This is a genomic window from Hydrogenophaga sp. L310, from assembly GCF_055703065.1.
Genome location: NZ_JBVPZA010000003.1, coordinates 41,109 through 60,675, shown reverse-complemented (window position 1 = coordinate 60,675; position 19,567 = coordinate 41,109). Strand labels below are relative to the sequence as shown.

Annotated in this window: 16 protein-coding genes and 1 riboswitch; of the genes, 4 read left to right on the top strand and 12 right to left on the bottom strand. The window is 67.6% G+C overall.

Annotated features, from left to right (window positions below; all coding sequences use genetic code 11):
• Window position 1: 1 nt before the first annotated feature.
• Genes AC0GNO_RS06940 through ahcY form a run of 5 tightly spaced genes read right to left on the bottom strand, consistent with a single transcriptional unit; the run spans window position 2 to window position 5,000 of the window.
• Window positions 2–1,279, bottom strand: a complete 1,278-nt coding sequence (locus AC0GNO_RS06940; protein ID WP_472903478.1) for an O-acetylhomoserine aminocarboxypropyltransferase/cysteine synthase family protein — start codon at window positions 1,277–1,279, stop codon at window positions 2–4.
• A gap of 40 nt (window positions 1,280–1,319) precedes the next feature.
• Complete coding sequence (locus AC0GNO_RS06935) at window positions 1,320–1,883, bottom strand: septal ring lytic transglycosylase RlpA family protein (RefSeq protein ID WP_472903477.1); 564 nt, start codon at window positions 1,881–1,883, stop codon at window positions 1,320–1,322.
• A 37-nt stretch (window positions 1,884–1,920) separates the two neighbouring features.
• Window positions 1,921–2,751, bottom strand: a complete 831-nt coding sequence (metF, locus tag AC0GNO_RS06930; protein ID WP_472903476.1) for a methylenetetrahydrofolate reductase [NAD(P)H] — start codon at window positions 2,749–2,751, stop codon at window positions 1,921–1,923.
• A gap of 38 nt (window positions 2,752–2,789) precedes the next feature.
• On the bottom strand, window positions 2,790–3,557 hold the full coding sequence (locus AC0GNO_RS06925) for a TlyA family RNA methyltransferase (protein ID WP_472903475.1): 768 nt from the start codon (window positions 3,555–3,557) through the stop codon (window positions 2,790–2,792).
• Between the two features lie 6 nt (window positions 3,558–3,563).
• Window positions 3,564–5,000, bottom strand: a complete 1,437-nt coding sequence (ahcY, locus tag AC0GNO_RS06920) for an adenosylhomocysteinase (RefSeq protein ID WP_472903474.1) — start codon at window positions 4,998–5,000, stop codon at window positions 3,564–3,566.
• A 68-nt stretch (window positions 5,001–5,068) separates the two neighbouring features.
• Window positions 5,069–5,156: riboswitch (S-adenosyl-L-homocysteine riboswitch) on the bottom strand.
• 54 nt (window positions 5,157–5,210) lie between these two features.
• Between ahcY and AC0GNO_RS06915 the strand changes: the two genes are divergently transcribed.
• Both AC0GNO_RS06915 and AC0GNO_RS06910 read left to right on the top strand, forming a co-directional pair.
• Window positions 5,211–6,020, top strand: a complete 810-nt coding sequence (locus AC0GNO_RS06915) for an HAD-IIB family hydrolase (protein WP_472903473.1) — start codon at window positions 5,211–5,213, stop codon at window positions 6,018–6,020.
• 61 nt (window positions 6,021–6,081) lie between these two features.
• A complete protein-coding gene (locus tag AC0GNO_RS06910) occupies window positions 6,082–7,314 on the top strand; it encodes an MFS transporter (protein ID WP_472903472.1) in 1,233 nt (410 codons plus the stop codon).
• 7 nt (window positions 7,315–7,321) lie between these two features.
• Here AC0GNO_RS06910 and AC0GNO_RS06905 read toward each other — a convergent pair whose 3' ends face one another.
• Complete coding sequence (locus tag AC0GNO_RS06905; protein ID WP_472888733.1) at window positions 7,322–8,458, bottom strand: YeeE/YedE family protein; 1,137 nt, start codon at window positions 8,456–8,458, stop codon at window positions 7,322–7,324.
• Between the two features lie 137 nt (window positions 8,459–8,595).
• On the opposite strand from AC0GNO_RS06905, the gene AC0GNO_RS06900 reads away from it, so the two are divergent.
• On the top strand, window positions 8,596–8,982 hold the full coding sequence (locus tag AC0GNO_RS06900) for a hypothetical protein (protein WP_472903471.1): 387 nt from the start codon (window positions 8,596–8,598) through the stop codon (window positions 8,980–8,982).
• A 594-nt stretch (window positions 8,983–9,576) separates the two neighbouring features.
• Here AC0GNO_RS06900 and uvrA read toward each other — a convergent pair.
• Window positions 9,577–15,489, bottom strand: coding sequence for an excinuclease ABC subunit UvrA (uvrA, locus tag AC0GNO_RS06895; RefSeq protein WP_472903470.1), 5,913 nt, complete (start codon window positions 15,487–15,489; stop codon window positions 9,577–9,579).
• Window positions 15,490–15,618: 129 nt separating this feature from the next.
• On the opposite strand from uvrA, the gene AC0GNO_RS06890 reads away from it, so the two are divergent.
• Window positions 15,619–16,752, top strand: coding sequence for an ABC transporter substrate-binding protein (locus AC0GNO_RS06890; protein WP_472903469.1), 1,134 nt, complete (start codon window positions 15,619–15,621; stop codon window positions 16,750–16,752).
• 120 nt (window positions 16,753–16,872) lie between these two features.
• Here AC0GNO_RS06890 and AC0GNO_RS06885 read toward each other — a convergent pair whose 3' ends face one another.
• The 5 genes from AC0GNO_RS06885 to AC0GNO_RS06865 form a co-directional block, all read right to left on the bottom strand.
• On the bottom strand, window positions 16,873–17,310 hold the full coding sequence (locus AC0GNO_RS06885; protein ID WP_472888737.1) for a universal stress protein: 438 nt from the start codon (window positions 17,308–17,310) through the stop codon (window positions 16,873–16,875).
• A 135-nt stretch (window positions 17,311–17,445) separates the two neighbouring features.
• Window positions 17,446–18,120 (bottom strand): DsbA family protein, encoded by a 675-nt coding sequence (locus AC0GNO_RS06880; protein ID WP_472903713.1) that lies wholly within the window; start codon window positions 18,118–18,120, stop codon window positions 17,446–17,448.
• A gap of 29 nt (window positions 18,121–18,149) precedes the next feature.
• On the bottom strand, window positions 18,150–18,365 hold the full coding sequence (locus tag AC0GNO_RS06875; RefSeq protein WP_177132314.1) for a DUF1289 domain-containing protein: 216 nt from the start codon (window positions 18,363–18,365) through the stop codon (window positions 18,150–18,152).
• Window positions 18,362–18,889 carry a YbaK/EbsC family protein gene (locus tag AC0GNO_RS06870; protein ID WP_472903468.1) on the bottom strand — a complete coding sequence of 176 codons (528 nt, stop codon included), beginning with the start codon at window positions 18,887–18,889 and terminating at the stop codon, window positions 18,362–18,364. Before AC0GNO_RS06870 ends, AC0GNO_RS06875 begins: the two co-directional genes overlap by 4 nt.
• Before the next feature lie 24 nt (window positions 18,890–18,913).
• Window positions 18,914–19,567, bottom strand: coding sequence for a LysE family transporter (locus AC0GNO_RS06865; RefSeq protein ID WP_226464871.1), 654 nt, complete (start codon window positions 19,565–19,567; stop codon window positions 18,914–18,916).

Genomic DNA, 19,567 nt, shown 5'->3' with positions numbered 1-19,567 from the left:
TTCACACCTTTTCTAGCGCCTGCTCCAGATCGGCGATCAGGTCGTCGATGTGTTCGATGCCGATGGACAGGCGAACCATCTCCGGGCTCACGCCGGCTTTCTTCATTTCGTCGGGGTTGAGCTGGCGGTGCGTGGTGGTGGCCGGGTGGCAGGCGAGCGACTTGGCGTCGCCGATGTTCACCAGGCGCGTGAACAGCATCAGTGCGTCCTGGAAACGCGCGCCGGCTGCGATCGCATCGCTGGACTTCAGGCCGAAGCTGATGATGCCGGACGCCTTGCCGTCCATGTATTTCTGCACCAGCGCGTGGTCCTTGTGGTCGGGCAGGCCAGCGTAGTTCACCCAGTCCACCTTGGGGTGGTTCTGCAGGTGCGTCGCCACCTTGACCGCGTTGTCGCAGATGCGGTCCATGCGCAACGCCAGGGTCTCGATGCCCTGCAGGATCTGGAACGCGTTCATGGGCGAGAGCGCTGCGCCCATGTTGCGCAGGGGCACCACGCGGGCGCGCCCGATGTAGGCGGCAGCGCCCAGCGCTTCGGTGTAGACCACGCCGTGGTAGCTCACGTCGGGCTCGTTCAGGCGTTTGAAGCGGGCTTTGTGTTCCGCCCAGGGGAACTTGCCACTGTCGACGATGGCGCCGCCGATGGTGGTGCCGTGGCCGCCCAGGTATTTGGTCAGCGAGTGCACCACGATGTCGGCGCCGTGCTCGAACGGGCGGCACAGGTAAGGGCTGGTCACGGTGTTGTCCACGATCAGCGGCACGCCGGCGGCGTGGGCCACGGCGGCCAGCGCGCCGATGTCGGTCACGTTGCCCAGCGGGTTGCCCACCGATTCGCAGTAGATCGCCTTGGTGCGCTCGTCGATCAGCGCGGCGAACGCGGCCGGGTCGCGCGGGTCGGCGAAACGCACGGTGATGCCCTGCTGCGGGAAGGTGTGGGCGAACAGGTTGTAGGTGCCACCGTAGAGCGTGGAGGCCGAGACGATGTTGTCGCCGGTTTCGGCAATGGTCTGGATCGCGGCCGTGATGGCCGCCATGCCCGAGGCCATGGCCAGCGCCCCCACGCCGCCTTCGAGCGCGGCCAGGCGCGCTTCGAGCACGCCATTGGTGGGGTTCATGATGCGGCTGTAGATGTTGCCGGCGACCTTGAGGTCGAACAGATCGGCGCCGTGCTGCGTGTCGTCGAACGCGTAGGCCACGGTCTGGTAGATCGGCACCGCCACCGCCTTGGTGGTGGGGTCGGGGGTGTAACCGCCGTGCACGGCGATGGTTTCGATTTTCATGTGGCGGGTCTCCTGGATGGGTTGTTGCGATCGCTCGCGCTCATTCTCTCAGCAGCTCCACCACGCTCACCCCGCGGTGGCGCACACCCAGGGCGGTGATCGCGGCCTGGCTGAGATCGATGATGCGCTTGTGTGTGTAGGGCCCCCGGTCGTTGATGCGCACCACCACTTCCTTGCCGGTGTGCATGCTGCGCACCCGCACCTTGGTGCCGAACGGCAGGGTCTTGTGCGCCGCCGTGAAAGTGTGCATGTCGTAGCGTTCACCGCTGGCCGTGCGCCGGCCGTGGAAACGTTTCCCGTACCAGGACGCCATCCCTTTGTCGATCAGCTTGTCCGGAACCGATGGTGCCGCGAGCGGACCGTCCGACGAAGGGCTCTCACTGACGCCAGGCGGGGGCATTTCAAGTGCCGCCGAGGGCGTCAGTGGGATTCCCGCCCGACCCACAGCTTGCGCGGGTTCGGCGCTGAATGCGGTATCCGCCTGCTGACCAACTGGAGCATCCCGCTGCACGGGCGCAGGCACGGCGCAAGCGGTCAGCAGCGCGGCCAGCAGGACAGGCGCCAGATGCCGGCGAACTGCGGGGTGTTTCCAGGTGTGGGGCATGGTGTTTCCTCTCTGCATTCCGGGCCAGCCCCCGACCTTAACCCAGCTCAAGACGCTTCACGATCTCCAGCGTCGCCACGCTCTGGTTCATGGTGTAGAAGTGCAGTGCGGGCACACCGGCGTTGCGCAGCTGGTCACACAGGTCGGTGACCACGTCCAGGCCAAAGGCCTTGATGGAAGCGGTGTCGTCGCCGTAAGCCTGCAGGCGCAGACGGATCCAGCGCGGGATCTCGGCGCCGCAGGCGTCGGAGAAGCGCATCAGCTGGGTGGAGCTGGTGATCGGCATGATGCCCGGCACCACCGGCACGTCGACCCCGAGCTTGTGCGCCTCGTCCACGAAGCGGAAGTAGGCGTCGCTGTTGTAGAAGTATTGCGTGATGGCCGAGTCGGCGCCGGCGCGCACCTTGGTGACGAAGGCCTGCAGGTCGGACTCGGGCGACTTCGCCTGCGGGTGCACTTCGGGGTAGGCAGCCACCTCGATGTGAAAGTCGCGCCCGGTCTCGGCGCGGATGAACGCCACGAGGTCGCTCGCATAGTGGAACTCGCCGCCGATGCCATAACCGCTGGGCAGATCACCGCGCAGCGCCACCAGGCGCTTGACACCCATGGCCTTGAGCGTAACCAGCTGCTCGCGCACGCTGGCCTGGGTGGCACCGATGCAGGAGAAGTGCGAGGCGGCGGCCACCCCCTCGGCCAGGATGGCGCCCACGGTGTCGAAGGTGCCCTGCTGCGTGGAGCCGCCGGCGCCGTAGGTGACCGAGCAGAATTCGGGCTTCTGCCCATACAGCTGCTGGCGCACGGCGCGCAGTTTCTCGGCGCCTTCGGGCGTCTTGGGCGGGAAGAATTCAAAACTCACTGGCAACGCCATGGTGATTCCTTGTCGAGCGTCGGGTCCACGGGACGGCTTCAGGCCGCCCGCTTCGCCCAGACGAAAAATTCGCGGTTGCCGTCACCGCCGGTGATGGCACTTTCAAAATAGTCCAACAGCGTCAGGCCGTTGTCCACGCAGGCCAGCGCGATGCGCTCGCGCACCAGCACATAGCTCGCCGCGTCCTTCACCAGGCCACCCTTGCCGATCTGGCCCGGTTGCAGTTCGAACTGCGGCTTGACCAGCATCAGCAGGCTGCCTTGTGGTTTGAGCAGCGGCACGATGGCCGGCCAGACCAGCGTCTGCGAGATGAACGACAGGTCGCCCACGATCAGGTCGAAGGGCGCTGCCGCCTGTGCACCACCAGACGCCACCAACTGCTCGGCCGTGAGTTCGCGCGCGTTGCACTTTTCGATGCAGACCACCCGCGCATCGCTGCGCAGCTTCGGGTGCAACTGACCCTGCCCCACGTCCAGGCCCACCACCTGGGCGGCACCGCGCTGCAGCAGGCAGTCGGTGAAACCACCGCTGCTCTGCCCCACGTCCAGACAACGCAACCCCGTCGCATTGATGCCGCAGTGCAGGAGCGCGCCGTCCAGCTTGAGCCCGCCGCGCGACACGAAGCGCGACTCCGCCGTGTCCAGCAGCTCCAGCTCCACCGTCTCGCGCAGTTCGTCACCGTTTTTGCTCACGGCCTTCCAGTCGCCACCGGGCACCCGCCAGCGCACCCCGGCAGCGATCAGCCGCTGGGCCTGCGAGCGCGAAGCGGCCAACCCTCGCTCGACGAGCAACTGGTCAGCGCGCATCGGCGATCAATAGCGGTAAGAGTCCGGCTTGTACGGACCTTGCTTCGGCACACCGATGTACGCCGCCTGCTCGTCGCTCAGCTCGCTCAGCATCGCGCCGACCTTCTTCAGGTGCAGACGGGCGACCTTCTCGTCCAGGTGCTTGGGCAGCACGTAGACCTTGCCGTTTTCGTAGAAGTCGCTGTGCGTGAACAGCTCGATCTGCGCAATCGTCTGGTTGGCAAACGAAGACGACATCACGAAGCTCGGGTGGCCGGTGCCGCAGCCCAGGTTCACCAGGCGGCCCTTGGCCAGCAGGATGATCTTCTTGCCGTCCGGGAAGATCACGTGGTCCACCTGGGGCTTGATCTCTTCCCACTGGCACTTCTCTTCCAGCTGGGCGACCTGGATCTCGTTGTCGAAGTGGCCGATGTTGCAGACGATGGCCTGGTCCTTCATGGCGGCCATATGGTCGAAGGTGATCACGTCGCGGTTGCCGGTGGTGGTCACGAAGATGTCGGCCTTGTCGGCGGCGTACTCCATGGTCACGACCTTGTAGCCTTCCATCGCAGCCTGCAGGGCGTTGATGGGGTCGATCTCGGTCACCCACACCTGGGCGCTCAGGGCGCGCAGGGCCTGGGCCGAGCCCTTGCCCACGTCGCCGTAACCGGCCACGCAGGCGACCTTGCCGGCGATCATCACGTCGGTGGCGCGCTTGATGCCGTCCACCAGCGATTCGCGGCAGCCGTAGAGGTTGTCGAACTTGCTCTTGGTCACCGAGTCGTTCACGTTGATGGCGCGGAACATCAGACTGCCCTTGACCGACATTTCCTTCAGGCGGTGCACACCCGTGGTGGTTTCTTCGGTCACACCGATGATCTGGGCGCTCTTGCGGCTGTACCAGGTGCTGTCTTCGGCCAGCTTGGCCTTGATGGCGGCGAACAGGACGCGTTCTTCTTCGCTGCCCGGGTTGGCCAGCACGCTCTGGTCCTTCTCGGCCTGCTTGCCCAGGTGCATCAGCAGCGTGGCGTCGCCGCCGTCGTCCAGGATCATGTTCGGGCCTTCGCCTTCGCTGCCCTTGGGGCCGAAGTCGAAGATGCGGTGGGTGTAGTCCCAGTAGTCGGTCAGGGTCTCGCCCTTGACGGCGAACACCGGCGTGCCGGCGGCGGCGATCGCGGCGGCGGCGTGGTCCTGCGTGGAGAAGATGTTGCACGACGCCCAGCGCACTTCGGCGCCCAGCGCTTGCAGGGTCTCGATCAGCACGGCCGTCTGGATGGTCATGTGCAGCGAGCCGGTGATGCGCGCGCCCTTGAGCGCCTGCTTGGGTGCGAACTCTTCGCGGATGGCCATCAGGCCGGGCATCTCGGTTTCGGCGATGCGGATTTCCTTGCGGCCCCAGTCGGCCAGGCCGATGTCGGTGATGACGCAGTCGGCGTTGACGGCGTTGGGAATGCGTGCGTTCATGGTTCGCTCCAGATGAGGTTGGCAATAACCACTGGACGCGGGGGCAAAAAAAAGCCCATCGCACGTTCAGTGGATGAGCGTCGTTGCATGGATTTCCGAGCCTCACGCCCCGCGCTGACCGGTGGTCAGGGGTGCGCTGCAACGCTCCTCGGATCACATGATTCTACCGCAGACGGGCTTTTTGCGCATCTGCGAAACTCTTCAGCCTTTATGCCTCATCTCACCCTTTCCGACTGGCCGGCGGCCGCGCGCAGCCACATCCACGGTGTGCTCACCGACATCGACGACACCCTCACCACCGGGGGGGCGATCACGCCGGACGCGCTGGCCGCCCTGCAAGCCCTGCGCGCAGCGGGCCTGCCGGTGTTCGCCATCACCGGCAGGCCCGCGGGCTGGAGCGAAGCCTTTGCGCTGGACTGGCCGGTGAACGCCATCGTGGCGGAAAACGGCGCTGTCGCGCTGTCACGCGACCCGGGCGGCACGCTGCACAAGACCTACCTGCAGGACACCGCAACACGGCAAACCAACTTCGAACGCCTGCAGGCGGTGGCGCAGCGCATCCTGAGCGAGCTGCCGCAGACCCGCCTGTCGCAGGACAGCCCCGGGCGCGAGACCGACATCGCCATCGACCACAGCGAGTTCGCGCAGCTGGACGGTGCGACCATCGCGCAGGTGGTGCGCCTGATGCAGGCGGGCGGCCTGCATGCCACGGTGAGTTCCATCCACGTCAATGGCTGGATCGGCGAACACGACAAACTGGCGGGCGCGCGCTGGGTGGTGCGCGAACAGCTCGGCCGGAATCTGGACGCCGAGCCCGAGCACTGGGTCTACGTCGGCGACTCGACCAACGACGCGGTCATGTTCGGCCACTTCCCGCACAGCGTGGGCGTGGCCAACGTGGCGCGGTTCTGGGACCGGCTCGACCACCGCCCGCGCTATGTGACCCGGAGCGAGCGTGGTGCCGGCTTTGCCGAGGTGGTGCAGGCCCTGCTGGATGGCCGCGAGGGAAGGACCGCATGAGCCCCCGTCCGGCCGTTCCGAAAGGGACTCGCAGCGCAGCCCGAAGGGCGGAGCCTGCCCGATGAGCGGACACCCGCTGCCGCCCGGCCACGGCGGCCTGGCCCTGCCCGCATCACCCCCCTCGCAGGCCCGCCTCGGCCTGGTGGCCATCTTTGGCTCCACCTTCTTTGAGCTGGTGGGCTACTTCATGCTCATGCCGCTGCTGCTGTTGCGCCTCAAGGGCGACGGTGTGTCCAACGCGCTGGCGGGCCTGCTGGCGGCCACGGGCTGGGTGGGCGTGTTCGCCATCACGCCGTTTGCCTCGGCGATCACGCAGCTGCTGGGGCGGCGCCCCACGCTGTGGCTGGCGGCGCTGGTGCCGGTGCTCAGCACGACCGGGTTTCTGTTCACCCGCTGGCTGCCCGCCTGGTTTGTGTTCGAGTTCGTCGCCGGCGCGGCGTCGGGCCTGCGCTGGGTGCTGGCCGAGGCGGTGGTGGCCGAGTTCGCGCCACCGCAGCGGCGCGGGCGCCTGGTGGGCCTGTTTGAAACCATGGTGGGCACCACCTTCGTCATCGGACCCGCGCTGCTCGCCACCGTGGGCGCGCAGAGCCCGGTGGCGCTGTGGATCGTGCTTGCCAGCATGACCCTCGGCCTGCTGTGGAGCCTGTTGATCCCGAGGCTGCCGGGCGCCACGGATGCCCACAGCGCCCGTGTGGGCCTGCAAGGCGTGTGGCACGCGCTGCGCGCGCACCCGCTGATCATGACGGTGGGTTTCGTCGGTGGTTTCTTCGAAAGTGGGCTCACATCCATCCTGCCGCTGTACGGCCTGAGTCTGGGGCTGGGCGTGACGGCGGCGGCCTTGCTGGTCTCGGCCAGTGGCCTGGGCAGCGCGCTCATGATGCTGCCCGCCGGGCTGCTGGCCGACCGCTTGGGCGCCCTCCCACGCTGGGGTGACCCGCGCAGCGCCCGCCTCGCGCTCATGCGTTGGTGCGCGCTCGTCACGCTGGCTGCCACGGCGCTGATCCCTTTTGTCGCGGGCACGCCCTGGCTGGCGGCGGCGGTGGCGTTTTCATGGGGCGGCGCCGGCGGCAGCCTCTACACGCTGGCGATGATCGACATCGGCTCGCGCGAAGAAGGCATCACCCTGGTCAACAGCACCGCCGTGCTGGTGCTGTCGTACACCCTGGGCGGCGTGCTGGCGCCCGCGCTGGGTGCGGCCATGCTGGACTGGGCACCGGCGCTGGGCTTTCCGGCGCTGCTGCTGGCGGTGGCCGGGCCGGGCTGGTGGCTGCTGCACCGCACCGGCCGCGGTTAGGCTCTGTTCAGGGCGCTGCCGTCGGAGCGCTGGCCGCCAAGGGAGCCGGCTCGGGCGAAGGTGCCGGCGCGGGTGCCGGCTTGTGCGCCCCGTCGAACACACGGTCGGCCACACCGCCGCCCACCCACATGCCCACGAGCGTCACCCAGGCCGTGACGGCGAAGATCGCGCCGCCCGTCATGCCCGCGCCCACGGCGCAACCACCGGCCAGCATGGAGCCAAAACCCATCAGGACGGCACCGATGATGTAGCGCGGCATGGTGTAACCGCCGCCGAAACCTTCGAGCTTCCAGTCGCGCCCCACCAGCGCACCGATCAGCGAGCCCAGGAACACGCCGGGCATCAGACCGAGGTCGAAGTTCCAGGGGTCGTTCGGGTTGCTCAGCACGCGCATCAGCCATTCGGCCGAGGGGCCACTGAAGGTCATGCCCTGGACCTGCACCGGCTCGAACGAATGCGCGAGCACCTGGTAGGTGGCCAGCCAGGCCAGCGCCACGGCCAGACCGGTGCCGATGCCGCCAGCCCACTTCCAGAAACCCCAGCCGCTGTAGTAGGCAAAAAACAGCGCCGTCACCAGCCACACCGCGGCGAAAGCCAGCCCGTCCATCGGGCCGACGCCCACCACCGCCAGCAGGCTGCGCGCGGGGCCACCGTCCACCGTCCACCAGCCGGCGATGGTTTCGCGCCAGGGCGACAACACGCCACTGAGCGAAGCCTGCGCCGTCACGGCAAAGATCAGTCCCGAGAGCAGCGCCCGCAGGTTGCCGTTGGCCGAGAGCACCAGCAGGCGGCTGGCGCAGCCGCGCGTCATGACCATGCCGACACCAAAGATCAGTCCACCGATGAGCGCACCGGACAGGCTGCCGCGGGACGACAGCTGGCGCGCGGTGCTCACGTCGAGCAGCCCCGAGACCACGAACAACTGCACGGCCACCACGGCGGTGGAAAAGGCCAGCAACCAGACCGCGAGCTTGTCGCCGAACTTGCCGTGCCAGAACTCGATCACGGCCGCGCGCAGGCAGAACCTGGAGCGTTGCGCGAAGAAGCCGAAGGCCAGCCCGGTGAGCAGGCCACAGACCGCCAGCACACCCGGTTCACCAAAACGCTCGATCCAGCCCGTCCAGTCCATGACGACTCCATTCATGAAAATATGCGCAAGCGACCATGTTACGCCCGCCCGCGGTGCGGGACTTGATGCGGCGCAACATCCGGTGAACCGGTCAACACGGGTAAGCTCAAACCAGCCGACTGCTTCCTGAAATCGTCCCTGAAAGGAAATTCATGGCCATCCCCTGGCTGGTTGCCCTGAAAGTCATCCCCTGGGGCGACGTGATCGAACATGCGCCCAAGGTGCTCAGCGCCGCGCGCAAGTTGCTCGAACGACAGCGCGCTCAGACCCCGGCGACGCCACCGGCCGTCGAGGTCATCGAGATGCCGGCGGGTGAAACACCGAGCCTGGGGGAGCTGACCAACCGCCTGATCGTGGCGCAGCAGCAGATTCATCATCAGGCCCAGGCGCAGGAACAGCTGACCCAGACCGTGGCCGAACTGGCCGAACAGAACGCGCGCCTGGTCACCGCCGTGGAGGCGCTGCGCGTGCGCACGCGCCTGCTGCTCTGGGGTTTTGCGGTGCTGGCACTGGCGCTGGCCTGGATGGCCTGGGCCTGAACCGGGAAGCCGCCGCTCTGGTGGTGTCCGTCGGACGGCTCCAGCGCTGGCAAAACGGCAACCCGTCGGCGGCACCAATGTCGGCCCGAGGCACCGGGCGGCAAAGGCATCTTGCCCGCCAGGTCCTTGAGCGCTGAAACCAGCGTGGGAAACAGCGGCGCGTCGCGCCAGGTGTTGAGCGGGCAAAGCGCCAGCAGCGCGAGCACGAAGGCTGGCACCGCGCCCAACCCGGCCGCGCGCAGACCCAGGAAAACATCCCGGGTGAGTGCTCAGGTCAGCAAGGCGGGGAGCGGCCAGACCCACACCCGGAACAGGGCAAGCTGCCCCTGGAAGATGATTTGCGACCTGTGCGGGTGGCACCCGCTCAGGGGGGGAAACGTTGGCGAAGCTCTTGGGCAAAGAGCTGAAACACCTGCGCAATCAGCACTTGTCCGTCCTGATCCCGTCGGGTACCTTGGTGTTTTTGTACCCGGAGTCGCCGAACCACAATTTGCAGGCTTACAAGCTGCCTGGGGCGGCGTCGTCGGGTAGAGGGTGATCGCTGGTCAAAGAAACGCGCGTTTCTTTAACTGGCGTATCGGCCAAGGCAAAGATTCACGCCCGCGCCAACACTGGCCCCAGCACCCTGCCCGTGTGCGTGCCCAGCCGCACCACCTCGTCGGGTGGGGCTTCGGCCACCACGCGGCCACCGCCACCGCCGCCTTCGGGCCCGAGGTCGATGATCCAGTCGGCTTCGGCCATCACGTCCAGGTCGTGTTCGATCACGATCACGCTGTGGCCGCCGTCCACCAGCCGGTGCAGCACGCGGATGAGTTTTTCCACGTCGGCCATGTGCAGGCCGACCGTGGGTTCGTCGAGCACGTAGAGCGTGTGCGGCGCCTTCTGGCCACGGCGGCCGATGTCGTCGCGCACCTTGCTGAGTTCGGTCACGAGCTTGATGCGCTGGGCTTCGCCACCGCTCAGCGTGGGGCTGGGCTGGCCCAGCGTGAGGTACCCCAGGCCCACGTCTTTCAGCAGCTGCAGCGGGTGGCTGATGCTGGGCATGGCGGCGAAGAATTCGACCGCTTCGTCCACCTCCATCTGCAGCACGTCACCGATGCTCTTGCCCTTCCAGGTGACGGCCAGGGTCTCGGGGTTGAAGCGCGCGCCGTGGCAGACCTCGCAGGGCACTTTGACGTCGGGCAGGAAGCTCATCTCGATGGTGCGCATGCCCTGCCCTTCGCAGCCCGGGCAGCGGCCTTCGCCGGTATTGAAGCTGAAGCGGCCCGGACCGTAGCCACGGGCCTTGGCTTCGAGCGTGTCGGCAAAGAGCTTGCGCACCGTGTCCCAGAAACCGATGTAGGTGGCGGGGCAGCTGCGCGGCGTTTTGCCGATGGGGGTCTGGTCGACTTCGAGCACGCGGTCCACCACCTCGGAGCCGAGCAGCTTGTCGCAGCCGGTCCAGGTGGGGCGCTCGCCCGCGTCCCAGCTGGTGCGGCCGGCGAAGGTGCTGCGCTGGGACACGGCAGTCGCCGCGTTGGTGAGCAGCACGTCGCGCGCGAAGGTGGACTTGCCGGAGCCGCTGACGCCGGTGACCACGACCAGGCGTTGCAGGGGGACGGCGACGGTGAGGTTCTGCAGGTTGTGCAGCTTGGCGCCACGGACTTCGAGTGCGGGAGCCGCCGAATCCACGGCTCGCCGCAGCTGCAGCGGATGTTTCATCGCGTGCAGCAGGTAGCGCCCGGTCACAGATTCGGCGTTGGCCGACAGGTCGGCCACCGACCCTTGCGCCACCACACGACCTCCGCGTTTGCCCGCACTCGGGCCGATGTCGATGATGTGGTCGGCGCGGCGGATGGTGTCTTCGTCGTGTTCCACCACCACCAGCGTGTTGCCCATCTCGCCGAGCTTGTGCAGCGCGTTGAGCAGGATGGCGTTGTCGCGAGCGTGCAGGCCGATGGTCGGCTCGTCGAGCACGTAACACACGCCCTGCAGGTTGCTGCCGAGCTGCGCTGCGAGGCGGATGCGCTGCGCTTCGCCGCCGCTGAGCGTGGGGGCGCCGCGGTCGAGCGTGAGGTAATTCAGCCCCACCTCTTCGAGGAAGGCGAGGCGGCTTTCAATCTCCGGCAGCAGGTCGCGCGCGATGTCGGCCTCGCGGCTCGTCAGCACGGCCACTTTCAGCAAGCCCTGCACCCAAGAGCGGACTTCATTCACCGACAGACGGGCCACGTCGGTGATGCCCACACCGCCAAACTTCACCGCGCGGGCCTGGGCGTTCAATCGTGTGCCTTCGCAAGCCGGGCAAGGCCGGTCGGCCAGATCTTCCACCTCGGGTTCGGCGAAGCTCTGCTCGCGGCCGCGCTCGTTGTCGTCGCGCACCGAATCGTCGAGCGCCTTGCGCTGCTCGCGCGAGAGCGCCAGGCCCGTGCCCACGCAGTCGGGGCACCAGCCGTGTTTGCTGTTGTACGAAAACAGGCGCGGGTCCAGCTCGGGGTAGCTGGTGGCGCAGACCGGGCAAGCGCGGTTGGTGGAAAAGACTTCCAGTTTGCCGAGGCCCACGGTGGTGATGCCTTCGGCCATGGCCTCTGCCAGGCCCTCCATCTGGTGCAGCACGTGCACCTGGCCCTTGCCGATCTCCAGCGCCTTGCCGAGCTGGCTGCGCAGCCAGGCCTCGTTGGCCGGGTCCACCACACCGTCGGCCACCGGCAGCTCGATGGTGTGTTCCTTGAAGCGGTCGATGCGCGGGAAACCGCTCGTGGGCAGGAACTCGCCGTCCACGCGCAGGTGCGTGTGGCCACGCGGGCGCGCCCAGTCGGCCAGCTCGGTGTAGACACCCTTGCGGTTGAACACCAGCGGCGCGAGCAGGCCGATGTGTTGGCCGGCGTAGCGCGTGAGGATGGCGGCGGCGATGCTCTCGGGGCTCTGCGGCATCACGGCCGCGCCGTCGTGCACGCAGTGCTGCGTGCCCAGCTTCACGTAGAGCAGGCGCAGGAAGTGCCAGACCTCGGTGGTGGTGCCCACCGTGCTCTTGCGGCCGCCGCGGCTGAGCCGCTGCTCGATCGCCACCGTGGGCGGGATGCCGTAGACCGCGTCCACCTCGGGCCGGCCCGCGGGCTGCACGATGCTGCGCGCATAGGCGTTGAGCGATTCGAGGTAGCGCCGCTGGCCTTCGTTGAAAAGGATGTCAAAGGCCAGCGTGGACTTGCCCGAACCGCTCACGCCGGAGATCACGTTGAACTGGCCGCGCGGGATGTCCACGCTCAGGTTCTTGAGGTTGTGTTCCTTGGCGTTGACGATGCGGATGGCGTTGCTGTGACCCTCGGCGCGCGCGGCCGAGGCGCGTTGGCGCTGCGGCTGCTTCAGGTAGTCGACCAGCCGGCCTTCGTGCACCGCGTGCACCTCGCCCATGGACTCGGCGTAGTCGCGCAGGGCTTTGGCGGTGTGGCTGGTGGGGTGTTGTCGCACGTCTTCGGGCGGCCCCTCGGCCACCACCAGGCCACCGCCCGCGCCGCCTTCGGGGCCAAGATCGATCAGCCAGTCGGCGGCGCGGATCACGTCGAGGTTGTGTTCGATCACGACCAGCGAATGCCCGGCTTCGAGCAGCTTGCGCAGGCTGCGCATGAGCTTGGCGATGTCGTCGAAGTGCAGGCCGGTGGTGGGCTCGTCGAACAGGAACAGCGTGCCCTTGCGCGAAATCGGCTGGCGGCTCGCGCTGGCGCTCTTGGCGGCTTCGGCCAGGAAACCCGCGAGCTTCAGGCGCTGCGCCTCGCCGCCCGACAGGGTCGGCACCGGCTGGCCCAGTTTCACGTACTCCAGCCCCACGTCCACGATGGGCTGCAGCGCACGGATCACCTCGCGGTCGGCAGCGAACAGCGCGGCAGCTTCGCTCACGGTGAGGTTCAGCACGTCGGCCACGCTGAACCAGCGGGTACCGCGCTCGATCTTCACCTCCAGAACCTCGGGCCGGTAGCGTTTACCGTCGCAGTCCGGGCAGCGCAAATACACGTCGCTCAGGAACTGCATCTCCACGTGCTCGAAGCCGGAGCCACCGCAGGTCGGGCAACGGCCGTCGCCGCTGTTGAAGCTGAACTTGCTCGCGGTGTAGCTGCGCTGGCGTGAGAGCGGCGCGTCGGCGAACAGGGCGCGCACGGCATCCCAGGCACCGACGTAGCTCACCGGGTTGGAACGCGCGGTCTTGCCGATGGGCGACTGGTCGACAAAAACGACTTCACTCAGGAAGTCGGCACCGAGCAGGCGGTCGTGTGCGCCGGGCGAGTCGGTGGACTTGCCGAAGTGGCGCAGCAGCGCGGGCGCGAGCACGTCCTGGATCAGGCTCGATTTGCCTGAGCCGGACACGCCGGTGACCACCACCAGGCGTTGCAGCGGGAACTCGACCGAGACGTTCTGCAGGTTGTGCTCGCGCGCGCCTTCGAGGATCAGCCGCGGTGTGCTGTCGGTCACCATGCGCTTGAAGCCCATGCCCACGGTCTTGCGCGCGCCGAGGTAGGCGCCGGTCAGCGTGTCGGCGCTGCGGATCTGCTCGGGTGTGCCGTCGAACACGATCTGGCCGCCGCGTTCGCCCGGACCGGGGCCCATGTCGATCAGGCGGTCGGCGGCCAGCATCACGGCCGGGTCGTGCTCGACCACCACGAGGGTGTTGCCGGCGTCGCGCAGGCGCAGCATGGCGTCGTTGATGCGCGCCATGTCACGCGGGTGCAGGCCGATGCTGGGCTCGTCGAGCACGAAGAGCGTGTTCACCAGCGAGGTGCCGAGCGCGGTGGTGAGGTTGATGCGCTGCACCTCGCCGCCGCTGAGCGTGCGGCTCTGGCGGTCCAGCGTGAGGTACCCAATGCCGACTTCGCAGAGGTAGCGGATACGGGTGTTGATTTCTTCGAACAGCAGGCGCACCGCCTGCGCCTGGCCGGCGCCCGCGAGGTCCGAGCCCGCCGGGACGAGCGTCTTGTCCAGCGCCGCAAAAAACACCCGCAACTTGTCCAGCGGCAGCAGCATCAGGTCGTGCAGACACAGGCCGGGCAAAGCCTCCAGCTGCGCACGCGACCACTTCACGCCCTTCGGCAGATACCGTTTCTCGGGCGGCAGCACCGCGTCGGCCTGGGCCTTGGTGCCGATGCGCCAGAGCAGGCTGTCGGTCTTCAGGCGCGCGCCGCCGCAGCTCGGGCATTCGGTGTAGCTGCGGTATTTGGACAAGAGCACGCGGATGTGCATCTTGTAGGCCTTGCTCTCCAGGTACTCGAAGAAGCGCGCGATGCCGAACCAGTGCTGGTTCCACTTGCCGTTCCAGTTCGGCGAACCGGCCTTGACCCAGTGCTGCTGCTCGGGCGTGAGCTTGTTCCAGGGCGTGTCGCGCGGGATGCCCGCGCTTTCAGCGTGGCGCATGAGGTCGTCCTGCGCTTCTTTCCAGGCCGGCGTCTGGAACACCTTGATGGCGCCGTTGCGCAGTGTGAGCTTGTCGTTCGGGATCACGAGGCCATAGTCGACCCCAATCACACGGCCGAAACCGCGGCAGGCCTCGCAGGCGCCCACGGCCGAGTTGAACGAAAACATCGACGGCGTGGGGTCGGTGTAGCGGATGTCGCTCTCGGGGCAATGCAGGCCGGTCGAGAAGCGCCAGATCACGGGCTCGGCACCCTCCTCGCCCAACACATACACCATCAGCTTGCCGCTGCCGCGCTTGAGACCGGCTTCGATGGCCTCCATCACCCGCGCCTGCTCGGCCGTGCCGATGCGGAAGCGGTCGGCCACCACGTCGAGCACCTTCACCGATTCGCTGGCGGCAGCGCTTTTGGCCGCCTTGTCCGCCTTGGCGGTTTTTGCCTTGGTGGTCTTGGCGGCCTTCGCGTCGGGCACGGGCGCGGCGCGTTGCACCACGCGTTCGGCCTGCACCCGCGTGTAGCCACTGGCCGAGAGCCATTGTTCGATCTCTTCCGGCGTGGTGCTGGCCGGCAGCTCCACAGGGAAAGTGACCACCAGCCTGGGATCGTTCAACGCCACACAACGCTTCTGCAGCTCGGCGCAGATCGACTCCGGCGAATCGTGCCGCACCGGCAGCGCGGTCTCGCGGTCGAACAGGTCGGCGCCGCGCGCGAACAGCAGCTTCAGGTGGTCGTTGAGCTCGGTCATCGTGCCCACGGTCGAGCGCGAGCTGCGCACCGGGTTGGTCTGGTCGATGGCGATGGCGGGCGGCACGCCATCCACCCGGTCCACCGCCGGCTTGTCCATGCGGTCGAGGAACTGGCGCGCGTAGGCGCTGAAGGTCTCCACGTAGCGGCGCTGGCCCTCGGCAAAGAGCGTGTCGAACACCAGGCTGGACTTGCCCGAACCGCTGGGCCCAGTGACCACCGTGAGTTCACCGGTGCGGATGTCGAGATCGATGTTCTTCAGGTTGTGCTGGCGCGCGCCGCGGATGCGGATCAGCCCGGTCTCGGTGTGCGCCGGGCTGTCTGCCGACGCAGCGCCCGCGGGTTCGGACGGGGACGAGGGGTTCAGGAGCGGGTGCGCATCAGACATGAGGGGGCTTCCGGTGGGGAGGCAAACATTCTAGGAGCGCAAGGCCCGCGCCGTGCGCGGCTACGTCATTTCCACAATTTCCCGCGACGGCGCCGCGCCTAGACTGGCGCCATCCTTGGAGACAAACACATGACACCCAACCGCCCAGGGCACCGCCTGGCTCTGGTCACCGTCTGCCTGACGGCCCTCACCACCCTCGCCATGCCCGCCTGGGCCCAGTTGCGCATCGGTCAGCCCTCGGGCTTCACCGGTTCGGTGGCGGCCGGCGTGAAAGAGAACACCGAAGGCGCCAGGCTCTACCTGGACGCGGTGAACGCGCGCGGCGGCGTGAACGGCCAGAAGATCGAACTGATTTCGGTGGACGACCAGTTCGACCCCAAGCGCACGGTCGAGGTGGCCCGCGAACTGATCACCCAGCAAAAGGTGCTGGCGCTGTTTCTGAACCGCGGCACACCGCACGCCCAGGCCCTGCTGCCGCTGCTGGCCGAGCACAAACTGCCGCTGGTGGGCCCCAGCACGGGCGCCATGGCGCTGCACACCCCCGTCAATCCCTGGGTGTTCAACGTGCGCGCCACCTACCAGCGCGAAGCGGCCAAGGCCATCGAACACCTGGCCAGCATCGGCATGACGCGCATCGCCGTGCTGCAGACCGACGACTCGTTTGGCGCGGATTCGGCCGCCGGGGCGCAGAAGGGTTTTGAGAAGGTCGGGCAGAAACCGCTGCTGCTGGAAAAATTCCCCCGTGACAAACCCGAGTTTGCCGCGCTGGCCCAGCAGGTAACCCAGCAGAAGGCCCAGGCCGTGATGGTGATCGGCTCGGCCGGCAACACCGCCAACGCGGTCAGGGCGATCCGCGCCGCCGGCTCAAGGGCACAGATCGTCACCCTGTCCAACAACGCCTCAGAAGGGTTCATCAAGCTGCTGGGTGAACATGCACACGGCGTGATCGTGACCCAGGTATTTCCCAATGAACGCTCGCTGGCCTACCCCCTGATCCGCGAGGCGCAAACGCTGGCCAAGGCCAGGGGCATGGAAGGCGTGTCGCCCGCGATGATCGAAGGCTTTGCAGCCGCCAAGGTGCTGGTTGAAGGCCTGCGACGCGCCGGGCCCAACCCGACATCCGGCAGCCTGCGGGATGCGCTGGAGGGCCTGCAGAACTTCAACATCGGCGGACTGAGCGTGAGCTACGGACCGGACAACCACACCGGCCTCGATTTCGCCGACCTGTCGATCGTCGATGCAGCGGGGAAGTTCAGACGATAGCCCCTGCGTCGCCGCCCCCTTGAAAAGGGGGCAACCCAGGGCACCGCCGGGCCGGCTTTGCCGGACGGCCAGTGCCGCCCCCTTGAGGGGGTCGCGCGAAGCGCGGCGGGGGTGTTTCCTTCAGCCCTTCACGATCAGCACCGGCATGCTGGCGTGCGTGAGCACCTTCTGCGCCACGCTGCCCAGGATCAGGGCCTTGACGCCCTGGCGGCCGTGTGAGGCCATGACGATCAGGTCGCAGCCTTCGGCTTTTGCGGTTTCGATCACGCCTTCGTAGACCACGTTGCGCTCGATCGTGTCTCCGGCGAACGGCACGCCTTCTTCCTTGCAGACCTTGCCCAGCGCCTCCAGCGCTTGCCCGGCGGCGCTGCGGGCTTCGGCCATGTAGGCCTGCAAACCGACGGCGGACGCATCACCGATGCCGATGTAGGGAAATGGGTCGATCACATACACGCCCACGACCTGCGCGCCCTGGCTCTTGGCGAGCTGGGCGGCGGTGGTGGCTGCGCTCTGCGCCAGGGTCGAGCCATCGGTAGGGACCAGAATTTTTTTGAACATGCCATATCTCCTTGTGGGTGAAAGTGTTTCAGTTCCGGCCCGAGGTCCGTTTCAGGATCCCGGCCGCGACGGGTGCACACCATCTTAGTCGTCATCGCGCGCCCCCCGGCTTGAGGCCCGTCAACGACCCGGGCGTCAGCCCCCGCGACGCACGCCCACAGGCAGCGCCGCTGCGGCATCCCAGGCACCGGAATCGAACCAGGGGTCACCCTCCAGCTGGGCCCGCAGCATGGGCAGCGCATCCTGCCCCCAGAACACGCGGCCAGCGGTCTCCAGTGCCGGCACGCCGAACAGGCCGAGCGCCAGCGCGGCGCCGGTGTTGCTGCGCAGGCGCTGTTTCACCACCTCGCTGTCGGGTGCGTGCCAGGGCTTCTCGCGCTGGGCCATGTGGTCCTGCAGCAGGGTCTGCAGCGCGGCCAGGCGATCCGGCGCCACCGCATCGCCACCGCCGCGCCAGACGTGGTGGAACAGCTGCTCAGTCACATAGCGGTTGGTCTCGCCAGGCACGTCGTCGGTCGCGGTGGCCAGGCCCAGGCGCAGCAGCGCCAGCGGGTTGAACGGGTGGGCGGCTGGCAGGTCGAGCGTCACGCCGTGCTGGTGCGCCAGCCAGCCCACCTGGCGGTAGGTCCAGTCGCGCTTGGAAGGAATCTCCGCCGGCCCGAGCTGGCCGTTGGCCTTGAGCAAGGCGGCGAACAGCACCGGCTTGTAGCGCACGCGCACGCTCAGCCCCATCAGCGCTTCGGGCAGGCGCTCGAACGCGAGGTAGGCGTAGGGCGAGATCGGGTCGTACCAGAACGTGATGTCGTGCAGGGTGTCAACGCTCATGGGGTCCTCTCGGGTCAGGCGCTCTGGCGCGCCTCGATGCGTTCCCAGATCACCAGCTTTTCCGCATCCGCCAATGCGCTCCAGGTGGCGATTTCGGGCAGGGTCCGGTAACAGCCTTTGCAGCTGCTGCTGCGTTCGTCCAGTTCGCAGATGGACACACAGGGCGAGGGCACGCCGGGGCCAGGGTGGCGTTCGCGCGCGTCGCGCAGGTTGATCAGGGGCGCATTCATGAGAGAGGCGCCAGCGGCGCGGTGACATCGTGCACGGGTGCGGCGGTCAGGCTTTGCAGTTCATGCGGGCTGAGGCGGAACACGCCGTGCGGGTGGCCCGCCGCAGCCCAGATTTCGGCAAAACGGAACAGCTGATCGTCGATCAGCGTCACCGGCGGCGTGGCGTGCGCCAGCGGCGACACGCCGCCGATGGAAAAACCGGTCTTGCTCTTGACGAAATCGGCGTCGGCACGGCCCAGCTTGCCGCCCTCGGCGCAGACGATGGCCTGCACCTTCTTTTCGTCCACACGCAGGTCGCCCGAGGTGATGACGAGCACCGCCGCGTCATCGCTCTTGCGCCGGAAGATGATGCTCTTGGCGATCTGGCCCAGGGCCACACCCAGGGCGTCCGCCGCCTGCTGCGCGGTGCGCGCGGCATCGCTCAGCATCACGGGCGTGTGCGGGTGGCCGCGTTCAGCCAGCGCGGCCATGACACGCTGCACGCCGGGCGGCAGCTCCACAGAATTCAGGGTGTCGTCAGTCATGGGCGGGAATGGTACCTGCCACCATCAGGCGGCCCGTTTCACCAGCATCAGGCTCGCACCCATGGCCACCAGCACGCCGCCGAACACGCGGTTCTGCGCGCGGCGCGCCTTCGCGGTGGCCAGCCAGCGCTGCGCGCGGGAGGCCAGGAAGGCGTATCCGTGCATCACCACCAGATCGACCGAGATCGAGGTCACCAGCAGGATCAGCAGCTGCAACCACAGCGGACGCAACGGGTCGATGAACTGCGGCAGCACGGCCACCATGAACACGATGCCCTTGGGGTTGGTCACGTTGGTCATGAAGCCGGTCAGCACCCGCTGGCGCACCGTGGGCAGCCCGGGCTTCAGGCCAGCGACGCCGTCGGCGGCCTGCTGGTGGGCATGGGCCGCATGCACCGGCGAGCGCCACTGCTTCACACCCAGCCAGATCAGGTAGCCCGCGCCCAGCACCTTGACCACGGTGAACGCGGTGGCCGAGGCGAGCAGCAGCGCGCCCACGCCCACCCCGGCGATCAGCAGGATCACCGACAGCCCCAGCTGCAGGCCGGCGATGGTGGCGCTGGTGTGGCGCACGCCGTAGGCCAGACCATGGCTCATGGACAGTACCGCGCCCGAGCCCGGTGAAATCGCGATCACCCAGGAGGCGGCGAAGAACGCGAGCCAGATGTTGAGATCCAT

Coding starts and splice junctions, on each gene's coding strand:
- ahcY (WP_472903474.1), bottom strand. CDS start 5,000: ATGAACGCACGCATTCCCAACGCCGTCAACGCCGACTGCGTCATCACC.
- AC0GNO_RS06885 (WP_472888737.1), bottom strand. CDS start 17,310: ATGTTCAAAAAAATTCTGGTCCCTACCGATGGCTCGACCCTGGCGCAG.
- AC0GNO_RS06905 (WP_472888733.1), bottom strand. CDS start 8,458: ATGAATGGAGTCGTCATGGACTGGACGGGCTGGATCGAGCGTTTTGGT.
- metF (WP_472903476.1), bottom strand. CDS start 2,751: ATGGCGTTGCCAGTGAGTTTTGAATTCTTCCCGCCCAAGACGCCCGAA.
- AC0GNO_RS06890 (WP_472903469.1), top strand. CDS start 15,619: ATGACACCCAACCGCCCAGGGCACCGCCTGGCTCTGGTCACCGTCTGC.
- AC0GNO_RS06865 (WP_226464871.1), bottom strand. CDS start 19,567: ATGGATCTCAACATCTGGCTCGCGTTCTTCGCCGCCTCCTGGGTGATC.
- AC0GNO_RS06900 (WP_472903471.1), top strand. CDS start 8,596: ATGGCCATCCCCTGGCTGGTTGCCCTGAAAGTCATCCCCTGGGGCGAC.
- AC0GNO_RS06935 (WP_472903477.1), bottom strand. CDS start 1,883: ATGCCCCACACCTGGAAACACCCCGCAGTTCGCCGGCATCTGGCGCCT.
- AC0GNO_RS06870 (WP_472903468.1), bottom strand. CDS start 18,889: ATGACTGACGACACCCTGAATTCTGTGGAGCTGCCGCCCGGCGTGCAG.
- uvrA (WP_472903470.1), bottom strand. CDS start 15,489: ATGTCTGATGCGCACCCGCTCCTGAACCCCTCGTCCCCGTCCGAACCC.
- AC0GNO_RS06910 (WP_472903472.1), top strand. CDS start 6,082: ATGAGCGGACACCCGCTGCCGCCCGGCCACGGCGGCCTGGCCCTGCCC.
- AC0GNO_RS06925 (WP_472903475.1), bottom strand. CDS start 3,557: ATGCGCGCTGACCAGTTGCTCGTCGAGCGAGGGTTGGCCGCTTCGCGC.
- AC0GNO_RS06915 (WP_472903473.1), top strand. CDS start 5,211: ATGCCTCATCTCACCCTTTCCGACTGGCCGGCGGCCGCGCGCAGCCAC.
- AC0GNO_RS06940 (WP_472903478.1), bottom strand. CDS start 1,279: ATGAAAATCGAAACCATCGCCGTGCACGGCGGTTACACCCCCGACCCC.
- AC0GNO_RS06875 (WP_177132314.1), bottom strand. CDS start 18,365: ATGAATGCGCCCCTGATCAACCTGCGCGACGCGCGCGAACGCCACCCT.